11 protein-coding genes and 1 pseudogene are annotated in these 12,894 nt (G+C 62.9%); 10 read left to right on the forward strand and 2 right to left on the reverse strand.

Features of this window, described 5'->3' with window-relative positions:
- Positions 1–38: 38 nt before the first annotated feature.
- Entirely contained in the window at positions 39–902 is an 864-nt protein-coding gene (locus FFF93_RS15045) for a MurR/RpiR family transcriptional regulator (protein WP_261375179.1), read from the reverse strand.
- Between the two features lie 307 nt (positions 903–1,209).
- On the opposite strand from FFF93_RS15045, the gene FFF93_RS15050 reads away from it, so the two are divergent.
- The 10 genes from FFF93_RS15050 to nagA all read left to right on the forward strand — a co-directional run bounded on the left by FFF93_RS15050 (position 1,210) and on the right by nagA (position 12,613).
- A complete protein-coding gene (locus tag FFF93_RS15050) occupies positions 1,210–2,703 on the forward strand; it encodes an ABC transporter substrate-binding protein (RefSeq protein WP_261375180.1) in 1,494 nt (497 codons plus the stop codon).
- 59 nt (positions 2,704–2,762) lie between these two features.
- The gene (locus FFF93_RS15055) at positions 2,763–3,734 is read left to right on the forward strand and encodes an ABC transporter permease (protein ID WP_138770339.1); all 972 of its coding nucleotides are present in this window, start codon (positions 2,763–2,765) and stop codon (positions 3,732–3,734) included.
- Positions 3,731–4,618: an ABC transporter permease gene (locus FFF93_RS15060; RefSeq protein ID WP_138768202.1), complete on the forward strand. Its 888-nt coding sequence runs from the start codon at positions 3,731–3,733 to the stop codon at positions 4,616–4,618. The genes FFF93_RS15055 and FFF93_RS15060 overlap by 4 nt, the downstream gene beginning before the upstream one ends.
- Positions 4,615–5,538 carry an N-acetylmuramic acid 6-phosphate etherase gene (gene murQ, locus FFF93_RS15065; RefSeq protein WP_138768201.1) on the forward strand — a complete coding sequence of 308 codons (924 nt, stop codon included), beginning with the start codon at positions 4,615–4,617 and terminating at the stop codon, positions 5,536–5,538. The genes FFF93_RS15060 and murQ overlap by 4 nt, the downstream gene beginning before the upstream one ends.
- 11 nt (positions 5,539–5,549) lie before the next feature.
- Positions 5,550–6,704: an anhydro-N-acetylmuramic acid kinase gene (locus tag FFF93_RS15070; protein WP_261375181.1), complete on the forward strand. Its 1,155-nt coding sequence runs from the start codon at positions 5,550–5,552 to the stop codon at positions 6,702–6,704.
- 14 nt (positions 6,705–6,718) lie between these two features.
- Positions 6,719–7,282: a GNAT family N-acetyltransferase gene (locus FFF93_RS15075; protein ID WP_138768199.1), complete on the forward strand. Its 564-nt coding sequence runs from the start codon at positions 6,719–6,721 to the stop codon at positions 7,280–7,282.
- Entirely contained in the window at positions 7,279–8,424 is a 1,146-nt protein-coding gene (locus FFF93_RS15080) for a serine hydrolase (RefSeq protein ID WP_138768198.1), read from the forward strand. The genes FFF93_RS15075 and FFF93_RS15080 overlap by 4 nt, the downstream gene beginning before the upstream one ends.
- 65 nt (positions 8,425–8,489) lie before the next feature.
- Positions 8,490–10,139, forward strand: coding sequence for an ABC transporter ATP-binding protein (locus tag FFF93_RS15085; protein ID WP_138770338.1), 1,650 nt, complete (start codon positions 8,490–8,492; stop codon positions 10,137–10,139).
- 18 nt (positions 10,140–10,157) lie between these two features.
- On the forward strand, positions 10,158–11,438 hold the full coding sequence (locus FFF93_RS15090; protein WP_138768197.1) for a sugar MFS transporter: 1,281 nt from the start codon (positions 10,158–10,160) through the stop codon (positions 11,436–11,438).
- Positions 11,435–12,613 (forward strand): N-acetylglucosamine-6-phosphate deacetylase, encoded by a 1,179-nt coding sequence (gene nagA, locus FFF93_RS15095; RefSeq protein WP_138768196.1) that lies wholly within the window; start codon positions 11,435–11,437, stop codon positions 12,611–12,613. The genes FFF93_RS15090 and nagA overlap by 4 nt, the downstream gene beginning before the upstream one ends.
- On the opposite strand, the pseudogene FFF93_RS17275 reads toward nagA, so the two are convergent.
- Positions 12,613–12,798: pseudogene (locus FFF93_RS17275) on the reverse strand (permease); the annotation flags it as partial. The gene nagA and the pseudogene FFF93_RS17275 sit on opposite strands and share 1 nt — an antisense overlap.
- Positions 12,799–12,894 lie beyond the last annotated feature (96 nt).

The following is a 12,894-nucleotide window of genomic DNA, read 5'->3' on the forward strand; positions in this document are numbered from 1 at the left end:
TTCTCCAATTCGTAGACGCCCCCGGCGGTGTTCCGGCGCTACCGCGCCCCGCCTTGGCTCCGGTCATGGACGACCCGATAGGTGTTGCGCAGCGCCTCCATGGATGCGTCGTAGGAGGCCTGGGCCACCGCGGTGAAGAGGCAGTCGACGACCATGAGCTGGGCGATGCGGCTGCCGAGCGCGCCTGAACGGAACGCGCTCTCTCTGGCCGAAGTGGTTAGAACAACGTCGGCCGCCGCGGCCACCGGAGAACTGTCAAAGTTGGTGATGGCTATGGTGGCCGCCCCGGATTGGCGAGCGACGGCAAGGAAGTCCACAGTGTCGCGGGTGCGGCCGGAATGCGATATGGCGATGGCCACGCAGGATGAGTCCAGCGTTGCGGCAGCCGTCCACGCCGAATGAGGGTCAGGCCAGTTGATCACCGTTCGGCCGACGCGCGAAAGTTTTTGTTGCAGGTCGAGGCCGACGAGCGAACCGGCGCCCATACCGAAGGTGTCGATCCGGCGGGATCCGGTTAGTAGCCGGACCGCTTGTCCCAGGGCCTTGGTATCCAGTGCCCGTGCGGTATCTGAGATGGACAGCGTCTCATTGATGGCTACTTTGGCCACAATGTCCTCCAGGGAATCGTTGCGGCCAATGTCGCCGGAGAGCGGCGGGAGGCTCGAAGTAGCCATTTCTTGGCGCATCGCTTCCCGGGTGAGGTCCATCAGCAGGTCCTTGTAATGGGAGTACCCCATCCGTTTGTAGAAACGCACCACCGATGTGGTGGATGTTTCACAACGGTCGGCAAGTTCGGCCACTGACAGCGTGGCCCCCTCCGCGGGGCTGTCCACGAACACTTGGGCGATGCGTCTCTCAGAGGGTCGCAGCGACGGCAAAGCTGCCCGGATGCGGATCAGCACTGCTTCAGACTCCGCCGCCTCTACTGCACCCTTCGCCATTCTGTTCCCTCTCCACCGCGCCGCCGACGTCGGACGTCAAAGTCTCCGTGTGATCGGCCTCGTAAAACTCTTTAGGGAATATCTTTACATGATTCAGGTCACATGGGTAAGTTAATGACCAACCCGGATCATCGATGCTCTCTGGGGGACCTGCGACAGCCGGTGCGGCAGGGCAGGAGGCATCACTTGTCACTGAGGAGACCAAACCATGCAAAGCGGTTCCCGATTCATCCGTGGCACGCTTTCGGCATTCGCAATAGCCGCAGCAGTGTCCGTCACCATTACTGGCTGCGGAGCCCAGTCCGCCCAACCGGCTGCGACGGCCGGCAAGGCCGGTGGCAACCTGGTCGTGGGTATTACCACCGATCCCGATACCCTCCTCCCGTGGAAGGCCACCCAGTTCCAGGCCGTCTCCGTTCTGCAGAACATCTACGGAACGCTGACAGAGTTCGACAAGGATTTGGCAGTCGTTCCCGGCCTGGCGAAGTCCTGGGAGGCTTCCGATGGCGGAAAGACACTAACCTTCAAGCTTCGTGAGGGCGTCAAGTTCAGCGACGGCAGCGCCTTTGACTCCAAGGACGTCAAGTTCTCCCTGGACAAGATCAAAGCGGAAGCTACAGGCGCTGTGGCCCGCACTTCGCTCGCAGCCGTGACGGCTGTGGAAGCCCCGGACCCTGCCACTGTTGTCCTGCGGCTGTCCGCTCCGGACGCGGCCCTGCCATCCAACCTTGCTGTCGTGAACATGGCAATTCTTTCCTCGGACGACACGGAGCAGTCGCTGATGAAGACTCCCAACGGAACGGGCCCCTTCGCGTTGAAGGAACGAGTCGCCAGTCAGTCGCTGAAGCTGGCCCGTAACGATTCCTACTGGGGAGATAAGGCCAAACTCGATACTGTCGAGATGCGCGTCATTCCGGACGAAAACTCCATCGTTTCGGCCATGCAGTCCGGAAACGTGAATTTCGCCGTGTTCAACAGCCCCCTGGTGGCCAAAACCGCTGCAGGACCGAACATGTCCGTTGCCAAGACGCCCCAACTCAGCTACCACGCCCTGCAGTTGAACGCGCAACGCGGGGACCTAAAGGACGTCAACGTCCGCCTGGCAATCCAGTGCGCCGTGGACCGGCAGCAGGTGCTCGATACAGCGGCACTCGGCGAGGGTGAGGTCACCGGGCCTGTAACCTCCCCAGCGTTTAAGTCGAACGCGGACGACCGCCCGTGCCCCAAACGGGATCTCTCTAAGGCCGCTGACTACCTCAGCAAGGCCGGCAAAAAAGATGGCGTAACGCTCTCAACGATCGTCTCCCAGGGAGAGTACGCCACCTCAGTGGATGAGGCCCAGAATCTGAAGTCCCAGCTCGCCGAAGCGAAAATCACCCTCAATGTTGAGGTACTGGAGTCAGGCGCTTTCGTTACGCGGTGGAAGGCTGGCGACTTCGACGCAGCCGTGGCCCTCAATGGCGGCCGGCCGGATCCCGATGGGATGTACGGGCGCTACTTCACCAGCACGGGCAACCTCAACAAGGTAGCGGGCTACAGTTCTCCGGCCCTTGATGCACTCTTCGCCGAGGGCAAAGCCAGCACCGACCCGCAGAAGCGGAAGGACATTTACGCGAAGGTCTCCAAGGAACTTGAGAACAACGCTGCCTGGGTGTGGCTGTTCACCAGCTTCACGTACACCACCACCACTTCCTCGGTCCAGGGCTTTGTCCCGATGGCCAACGGCTCGCTGCAATACCTGCGGACCACAACCATCAACTAGCCGTCGTCAGCGGGGTCCTGGTCCGCCAGGGCCCCGCGACTGGCGAGAAATCCAGGCATATGTTTCAGACTCTTGTTCACAACCCCGTTCTTCGCCGCGTCGGGGGCGCCGCCGGCACTCTTCTAGGCGTGGCGATCTTCGTATTCATCATGCTCCGGGCCATCCCGGGTGACCAGATAACCGCCGGCCTCGGCACGGAAGCTGCCGCCCTGACGCCCTCACAGCAGGCCGCCCTGGAACGGTACTACGGACTGGATCAGCCACTCATCGTTCAGTTCTTCTCCTGGCTGGGAAACCTCTTTACGGGAAACCTTGGTTTTTCCTCGCGGTCGCAGCAGAGCGTCCTGGACCTTACGGTGCGGTCCCTGCCGGTGACCTTTGAATTGGCCGTTCTCGCCATCATTCTTGCGTTGATCATCGGCGTTCCTCTGGGCATGCTCGGGGCCTCCCGCCCTGATTCCCCACGTGACGCTGTATCGCAAGCCGTCAGCCTGGCCGGGCTTTCCGTCCCGGCGTTCCTCCTGGCCACGACCCTGCTGTCGGTCTTCGCAGCGTCATACGGTTTCAATCCCAACGGTCGGGGATTCGCGGCCCTGACAGCGGACCCGCTGCTGAACCTGCAACAGATGCTGTTGCCGTCCATCGTCCTCGGATTCGGAATTGCAGCACCCATCATCAGGACCACCCGCACGGCGGTGCTTGAGATCCGTTCCAACGACTTCATCCGCACCGCGCGCGCCAAGGGGGTTCCGGAAAGGCGGCTGCAGTTCAGGCACGTCCTGCGAAACTCCCTGGTCCCGATCACCACCATGACCGGGCTTCAGTTCGGCTACCTGCTCGGGGGAGCGGTGGTGGTTGAGCAAATTTTTTCCATCCCAGGAATCGGGCGTCAGGTGCTGCTGGGAATCCAGCAGAAGGAATACGCCCTCGTGCAGAGCACAGTCCTGGTCATCGCCTTGAGCTTTGTCATCGTCAATCTGCTTACCGACCTCCTTTACAGGGTCATCGATCCCCGGGTGCGTGCCTCATGACAGAGAACACCGTGATCGCTGAGCCGCAGGCTGTGCTGCCCAAGCCGGCACGCATGGGCGCGGCTCTGTGGAAGAGCCCTACTGGCTTGACAGGTCTGAGCATTATCGGATTGCTCGTGCTTCTTTCGGCCTTGTCCTTGTTCCATGCCCTCCCCTACGATGCCATCGCCCAAAATGCTCCCTCGCGGCTGCTCCCACCATCGGCGACGCACTGGTTCGGTACCGACCAGTTCGGACGCGATGTCTTCGCACGCGTAGCCGCTGGAGTTTCCAACTCGGCCGTCATCGCCGTGACTGCTGTTGCCTTCGCGACTGTCATCGGTACACTCGGCGGGCTTTTTGCCGGCTTCTACCGTGGAGTGCCGGACGGCGTGATCGGCGGCATCACGAACGTCCTCTTCGCTTTCCCACCCCTGCTCCTGGCCCTTGCGCTGGCCTCAGTGTTCGAACGCAACTGGTTCACCATCGCCGTGGCCATCGCAATCGTCTATGTGCCGATCTTTGTTCGGGTCACTCGCGGACCCGTGTTGTCCCTGCGGGAGATTGAGTACGTCAGGGCCGCGACCAGCACGGGTCAGAGCCGTCTAATGATCATGCTGCGCCACGTCCTGCCAAACATCACGTCCATCATTGTGGTGCAGGTTGCGTTGTCCCTTTCATGGGCGGTCCTGACCGAAGCATCCCTTAGCTTCCTCGGACTTGGCACTCCCCCGCCCGCGCCGTCGCTGGGATCCATGATCTTCGAAGCGCGCACGCTTGTTTACGCGGCACCTTGGACCATGGTTGCCCCAGGCGCGGTTGTCGTTCTCCTCGTCGTCGGCCTGAATTTGCTTGGCGACGGGCTGCGCGACCTCCTAGACCCCCGAAAACGAGGCAACCGATGACATTGAACCCAACGGAGATCGCCAGACTCACCCGTCTCGAAACGGAGGGCACTGATTCACGCTACGCCGACATAGACAAAATGTCGGTCGGGGAACTCGCCGCGACCATGAACACCGCCGACGCTTCCGTGCCGGAAGCAGTCAGGCGCGCCCTCCCCCAGATAACGTCCGCAATTGAGGCCGCCGTGTCCCGTATGAAGAGAGGAGGGAGAATGATCTACGTGGGTGCAGGGACACCCGGGCGGATCGGCGTCCTCGACGCATCAGAATGTCCGCCGACTTTCGGCACCCCCCCGGAACAGGTGTTCGCCGTCATGGCCGGGGGTCCGCGCGCGATCGTTTCGCCAAGCGAAGGCGCAGAAGACGACACGGAGGCAGGAACGACCGCGATGGACGCGGCAGGGGTAGGGGCGCTGGATACCGTTATTGGCGTCGCGTCCAGTGGCCGGACACCGTACGTCGTCGCTGCTTTGGAGCGTGCCCGTGCCAACGGAGCCCTCACTATCGCTCTGACCTGCAATGCGGGGACACCATTGTCGGCCGCGGCGGAACATCGGATCGAGGTTCTCGTCGGCCCGGAAGTAATCGCAGGCTCCACCCGCCTGAAGGCCGGCACAGCCCAAAAACTCGTGCTGAACATGTTTTCCACCATCGTGATGGTCCAACTGGGCAAAACCTACGGAAATCTCATGGTCGATGTGAAGCCCACGAATGCCAAGTTGCGCGAACGGTCCCTCCGGATTATCCAAACCGTCACGGGAGCCGGGAGAACCACGGCAGCCGAGGCCCTGGCCGCGAACAACCATTCGGTCAAGCAAGCAATTGTCGCCATCCGGCTGAATCTCGGACCGGAGGACGCCGCTGCTCAAATTACACAGAACGGCGGGCGGCTCCGTGCCGCCCTTGGGGAGCACGCATGAAAATCTTGGGCATGATTTCAGGAACGTCGCACGACGGGATCGATGCTGCCGTCGTGGAATTCAGCGAACAGGACGGGCACCTCACCGGCAGGGTGCTCCAGACCGCGAGCACACCATACCCACCATCCCTCAGAGCCCGCATCCTCCGCGCTCTTCCTCCTGCGGCCACCACACTTGCGGAGATTTGTGAGCTCGATACGCTCGTGGGACAAAGTTTCGCTGAGTCAGCCGTCGACATCCTTAGAGGTACAGGCCCGGTTGACCTAGTCGTCTCCCATGGCCAGACAGTCTTCCACTGGGTGGAGGAAGGACGGGCCCGCGGAACACTCCAGATCGGCCAGCCCGCCTGGATCGCGGAAGCTACCGGGGCGCCGGTGCTTTCCGACGTCCGGATCCGGGACATCACCGCCGGCGGTCACGGTGCCCCGTTGGTCTCGTACCTGGACGCCCTCCTGCTGGCGGGCCACGCTGGCACGGCAGCGGCGCTCAACCTCGGCGGCATCGCCAACATGACGGTCGTCTTCGGAAGCGCGGACCTCCTCGCCTACGACATCGGACCCGCCAATGCCCTCATCGATGCCGTCATCGCCGACCGCAATCTCCACCCCGACGGTTACGACGCCGACGGACGGATCGCCGCGACCGGCGCCGTCGACGGTATCCTCCTCGAAGCGCTGATGGCCGATGAGTATTTCGACCTGCCCATTCCCAAATCCACGGGCAAAGAGCATTTTCATCTCGCCTACGTACAAGAAATGCTGCAGACGACGGGGCGGACGCCCAGTGATGCCGATCTGGTCGCCACGTTAACCGAACTGACGATCCGAACGGTTGCCAGAGAAGCGCAGAACCACGGAGTCGACCTCCTTGTCGCTTCCGGCGGCGGATGCCGCAACCAGGTTCTGATGAACGGGCTGCGACGAGCCCTCCCGGACGTGGCAATTAAATTTTCCGACGACTACGGCGCCCCGGCTGACGACAAGGAAGCAATCGCATTTGCGCTCATCGGGTGGTGTACCGCCCACGGTCTGCCCGGCACGGTACCGGCCGGAACCGGGGCGCGGGAGAGCCGAATTCTCGGCACAATCACCCCAGGCCACGGGCCGTTGAACCTTCCGACACCCAAGCGAACCGCGCCCCGGACACTCGCGCTCGTGCGCCCCTGAATCGAAAAATCACCATGACCCACACCATGCGCTGCGCGACGGCCAAGGACATTGAAGCGATCGTAGGAGTCTTCCTCGCCTGCTGGCGCGGCCCCTACGCGCATGTCCTTCCCGCGAGCGCCGTCCAGCAGATGACTGACGAACGTGCCCTCCGGTTGTGGAGTGAAGCGTTTGCAGACCGGGTAGAGCCGGACGAAATCATGGTCGCGAGCGGTGGCGAGGAAAGCGCTGCCTGCGGGGTTGTACGTTACGGTCTCGCCGGCGACGGGGACCGGGGGACCATCTGGTCGCTCTACGTCGACCCATCCGCCCAGGGCGCCGGTTTGGGCTCCCGGCTCCTCCGGACTGCGGAGGAGGCTTTGACGAGGAAAGGAGCAAAATCGGCGAGCCTATATGTGTTCGCCCGAAACGCACCATCCATTGCCTTCTACTGTCATCACGGGTGGAAGGCCGCTCACCAGAACGGTGAGACCCGCTATGACTTCGGCGAACCGGTGTTGACGCTGACGAAGACGCTCTCCCCCGCGGCTGGGCCGCTTGCAGCGGTTTCCGAGCCTGACGAAGGACCCACGCCATGACGGACATGATGCAGGCTGCAAGCCGCATGGTCACATCGGCGCTTGATGCGTCTCCGGGCGCGCAGTCCCCTGTCGGGGTCACCTTGGGAGTGCAGAACGCCCGATTTTCCACCATTGTTTCGGCAGGCTTTCGAACAGCCACGTGGATTGATGGCGTGCGGCTGGGAGTTGACCCCATGACCGTAGACACCCACCACGACATGGCCTCAGTCAGCAAGGTGCTGGCGACGACCGCCTGTCTGATCCGGCTGGTGTCCGACGGGCTCGTTCGCCTCGAGGACCCGGTAAAACGCTATCTCCCAGGATTCGCCGGCGGCGGCCGGGAGACTGTCACCATACGCGACCTGCTCCTCCATCGGGGCGGGCTGAAGGAGTGGTACCCGCTGTACGCGGTGACTACTGACCCCGAAGAAGCTCACCGCCTCGTCGAGACACTCCCACTGCGGTTCAAACCGGGCGCCGCCCGCCACTACTCCGATCTGGGCTTCATACTTCTCGGACGCATCGTGGCCAGAGCCGCGGGTTTGGATCTCGCGTCAGCTGCTGAGGAACTCATCCACCGGCCGCTCCGGCTCACCTCAACGCAATACGCGCGACCGGCTGGCGCGGACGTGGCGACCGGTGCCCGGGACGACCGGATCGAAGCGACCATGATCGATTCGAACGTTCCCTACGAGGTCCCTTTCCACAGCACCGACTTCGCGGGCTGGCGGCTCCGGCCGGTACACGGCGAGGTCGCTGACGGCAACGCCCACCACGCGTTCGGCGGAGTATCCGGACACGCGGGCTTGTTCTCCACGGTCCCGGACCTGCTCCGTTTCGGTGCCGCGTTGGCCGCCTACGAGGACCATGAAACATTGTGGCGCGCATCCGTCGTCGCAGAGTTCTTTGCGCCCGGACCCGACGCCGGACAGTCCCTGGGATTCCGCCGATACCAGATGCAGGTCGGCGATGAGTCATACACGGTGCTTGGCCATCCAGGTTACGTCGGGTGCGCCGTCGGCTTTGTTCCTGAACGAGGCATAGCACTGGCGCTGGCAAGTAACCGCCTCCTCGTGAATGACACTCCCGTCGCGACAGACGTGTTGTGGACAGAACTCCTCCAAACGGCAGGCGAAGAGATTGAGCGACTGAGCCCATGAAGGCCCGCACAGCGTCAAACTCCGCCCCGAGCTTCCCGCAGCCCAGCAACAGAGAGAAACAGGCTATGTCTGCCCCTTCCCCGGTCCTTTCCATAAAGAATCTTTCGGTCGCATTCGGCACAAGAGCACGGCGCCAGACAGTGGTCCGCGACGTGTCCCTGGACGTCTTCCCAGGACAAACCGTCGCCGTCGTTGGCGAATCCGGGTCGGGAAAGTCCACGACCGCAGCAGCCGTCAACCGGCTGCTTCCCTCCAACGGGCAGATAACCGGGGGCGACATCTACTTCGACGGCGCGAACCTCGCCGACGCCTCCCCCCGGGAAATGTTGGCGATCCGCGGGGCCAAAATCGGGTTCGTTCCCCAGGACCCGATGTCCAATCTGAATCCGCTCATGCGAATCGGAGACCAGATTGCAGAGGCGCTGGAAGTCCACGGCCGCCCCCTGGGCACCGGCGGGCGGGAGGAAGTCATCGAGCTCCTCAACATGGTCGGCATCCCGCAGCCGGAGCGCAGGCTGAGCCAATACCCGCACGAATTCTCCGGCGGCATGCGCCAGCGGGTCCTGATAGCAATCGGGCTGGCCTGCCGTCCTCGGCTCCTGATTGCCGACGAGCCGACTTCAGCACTTGACGTTACGGTGCAGAGACGCATCCTCGACCGGCTTGGAGAGCTGACAGCCCAGATGGACACGGCCGTATTGCTCATCACCCACGACCTCGCACTGGCCGCCGAACGCGCGGACTCCATCGTGGTCATGCGGCAGGGACAGATCGTCGAATCGGGCCCCGCAACCAACATCCTGAACAACCCCCAGGATGACTACACCAAACGCCTTCTCCAGGCTGCGCCCAGCCTGACTTCCCGGAGCCTCGTCATGGAAACCCCGGCGGGCGGCGCCGTGCGCACGACCGAAGAAGCCGAGGACACCATTGTCGACGTCCGCAACCTAAGCAAGACCTTCACCATCCGTGGTTCCAGTGGCAAGACGGGCACAGCGTTCACCGCGGTCGACGACATCAGCTTCAGCATCCCACGTGGCAAAACTGTCTCGATTGTCGGGGAGTCAGGATCCGGGAAATCGACAACTGCGAACCTCATGCTCGGCCTTGAGGACATCAGCGCTGGGCAGATCCTCTTTGACGGAACCGACGTAGCAACCCTGGGCAGACGGGAGCTCTTCGCTTTCCGCCGCCGGGTCCAGCCGGTATTTCAAAACCCCTACGCTTCCCTTGACCCTCGCTACACCATCGCTGAATCAATTACCGAGCCCCTTCGCGTGCACCGCGTCGGCACCAAGGGCGCACGCCGTAAGCGGTGCCTTGAGCTGCTGGACCAAGTCGCCCTGCCGGCAGCTCATGCGGAGCGACTGCCCCACGAGCTCTCCGGAGGTCAGAGGCAACGCGTTGCGATCGCCCGCGCCTTGGCGCTCTCCCCCGAACTCGTCGTGCTCGATGAGGCTGTCTCCGCTTTGGATGTTCTCGTCCAAGCCCAAACGCTGGACCTGCTCGCGGAGCTGCAAAGAGAGCTGAACGTAAGCTACCTCTTCATCAGTCACGACCTCGCCGTCGTCCGGATGATTTCCCACGCCGTCCACGTCATGCAGCACGGCAAAATCGTTGAAAGCGGCAGCCCATCGGACATCTTCGACCGCCCCCAAGCTGACTACACCCGGGAACTCCTCGCCGCGATCCCTGCTGTCAAGGCCGGCACATAAACGGAAGGCCCTACTGCAATGGTCCACAGTAAACCTGGCGACGACGCACTTCGGGCGCGCGTTCCAAAGGCAAAGGGACTGAGCCTCAACTCGGGGAGGCCGCCACAGTGGACGTCCAGTGTAGGGCTGTTCACTGCCTTCGCGGGCCTGGGCGGCACTGCCTCCGTAATCCCAGCGATCATTCCCCTTACCGCCCACAACTCCAACGCATCGTTATCGGAATACCTTGGCGTCGCTCCTGCACTCTTCTTCGGGCTGATGGCAGGGGTGCTGCTCTCCGCAATACTGCTGAGGGCAACTTCCGCGCGAGCCGTCCTCTGCGCCGGATCGGTCCTTCAAGCCGCCGCTCTCATTGCCATCGCCCTCGCACCAGACAGGTCTGCCTTCGGTATGTGGGCGTCGGCCGCCGGAGTCGGATTCGGTTTGTGCGAAGCCAGTGGCAGCGTGCTGGCCCGTGTCGTTGCCGGCGACAGGGCAGCGCGATTGTTGTCAGCCCTCACCGGGACCGTTGCCCTCGTCGCCGCCGCCGGACCGCTGTTTATCGTCTCCGGCATACTCGGTGCGAGCCCTGCCCCTCTGTTGGCCTCGACTGCGCTTGTCCACGTGGCTACGGTCCTCTTTCAGTTCCTCGGGCCAAAACGACATCTCGGAGAGCATGCGGACCGTGGCATCCGCACCCGAGCCCCGGCGCCGGCCCCCTCAATTTCCTGGGTCCTTCTGCTGGCTCCCGTAGCGGCAGCCCTCTTCATTTATGTCGGAATCGAAACAATATTCGCTGGCTGGTCAGCAGTGATCGCGGCGGAAGCCCTGGCTTTGGACCCCCGCACGGCTGCGGCAGGCACTTCCGTTTTTTGGGTGCTGATGGCCGCTGGCCGCTACGCGGCGTGGTTCACACTCAAGTCATCAGTGACGCCGTCAGCGCTCCTTGCCTTCACGTGCACCCTGGCTGCCGTGTGTTTTGCTGGAGCGGGAATTCTCAGGCAGGAACAACCGGCGGTGGCGTTGGTCGCGACAGGCGTGGCCATCGCAGGGCTCGGCCCTACGTACTCACTGGTTCTCGGAATCGGGCTCTCCCGGATAGAGGTCCACGACGCAAAGAAGGCGGTGGGGCTGCTGGTCGCCTGCGGCGCGGCAGGCGGGGCAGGCATACCGGCGGCGCTCCTCACTGTCACCCCGCACCCCGGAGCCCCCTGGGTCCTAGTGACGTCTGCCCTTCTGACGGCCCTTATTGCACCCCTGATATTCCATAAAACGCCCCGACCGCCGGAACGACCGGCAGAAAATAAGGCACGTCAATGAAAGATGGACCTTCCCGCAGCGACGACGGACCCTTCGTCATCCACAACATCACGGCCATCGACGCCACAAAAACCATTGAGAACGCGTGGATTAGCGTGGTCTCAGGCCGAATTCAGGACATGGGTCAGGGCTCTTCATGGCAGGCTGCCTCTGTCCCGTGGAAGGCCGTGGTGGATGGGCGGGGCGGCTACGTCACGCCCGGCTTTATCGACGTCCATTTTCACGGAGGCGGCACGCACAGCAATGAACACGGGCCACAGGCCATCATGGCTGCCTTGGCAGCCCACCATGCCCACGGGACCACGCGCGCCGTCGTGAGTTTTGTGGCCAACCCCGTACCCGAGCTCATGACCAACCTCAAGGTGGTTGCTGAACTCGCAGATACCTCGCCGCTGGTTCTGGGCAGCCACTTGGAAGGGCCGTTTCTTGCCAGGGGGCGGAGAGGCGCCCATAACGCGCAACATCTGGTTGCACCGGCCGACAGCAACATCAGCCAGCTCATCGAGGTCGCCCGTGGAACACTGCGGCAGGTCACCATTGATCCGGACCAGCCGGGAGCTTTCGAGGCGATCAGAGAGTTTTCGCGGGCCGGTGTCAGCGTCTCGATCGGACACACCGAGGCAAGCTACGAAACGTCCCTGGCGGCTTTCGAGGCCGGCGCGACGATGCTGACCCACACCTTCAACGCCATGCCCGGGATCCACCACCGAGAACCGGGTCCCATTATCGCTGCCCTGGATCAAAGCGCATATATGGAACTCATCCTGGACGGAATCCATGTCCATCCCCGAGTGGCCGCCATGGTGTTCCGGCTCGCACCCGGACGCGTGATGCTCATTTCCGACGCCATGGCAGCAGCAGGCGCACCGGATGGATCCTATGAACTCGGCGATCTGAGGGTCGAAGCCGGCGATGGCAGGGCTGTGCTGGCAGGAACAAACACGCTGGCCGGTTCTATGCTCACGCTCGATAAGGCGCTGCGGCTAGCGATTGGCAACGACATTGACCCGAATGTCGTAGTTGAGGCGTTGACTCTTACTCCAGCCCGGATGCTAAACCTGCAGGACAAACTGGGTCTACTGTCGCCGGGATACGAAGCCGACCTTGCTCTCTTCGACCCCGACTGGAATGTCACGGCCACGTTCGCCGCAGGCCGCTGCCTTTTTGGTCGGTGATCCGCCGGCAAGCGGTGCTCCACGATCTGGCCGGCCTCCATCACCAGGATGAGGTCGGCGTCGCGGATGGTGGAGAGCCGGTGCGCGATCACGAAGGACGTCCGGTCCGAGCGCAGCGCGCTCACCGCCTTCTGCACCAGCACCTCGGTCCGGGTATCCACGGAGGACGTTGCCTCGTCCAGGATCTCCGTCTCGGAAGCATCCGGCCGGCCGTAGGCGATGTTGTCCCGGATGGTCCCGCCGAACAGCCACGTGTCCTGCAGCACGCACCATGCCCATCC

Source organism: Arthrobacter sp. KBS0702 (genome assembly GCF_005937985.2).
Taxonomy (GTDB): domain Bacteria; phylum Actinomycetota; class Actinomycetes; order Actinomycetales; family Micrococcaceae; genus Arthrobacter.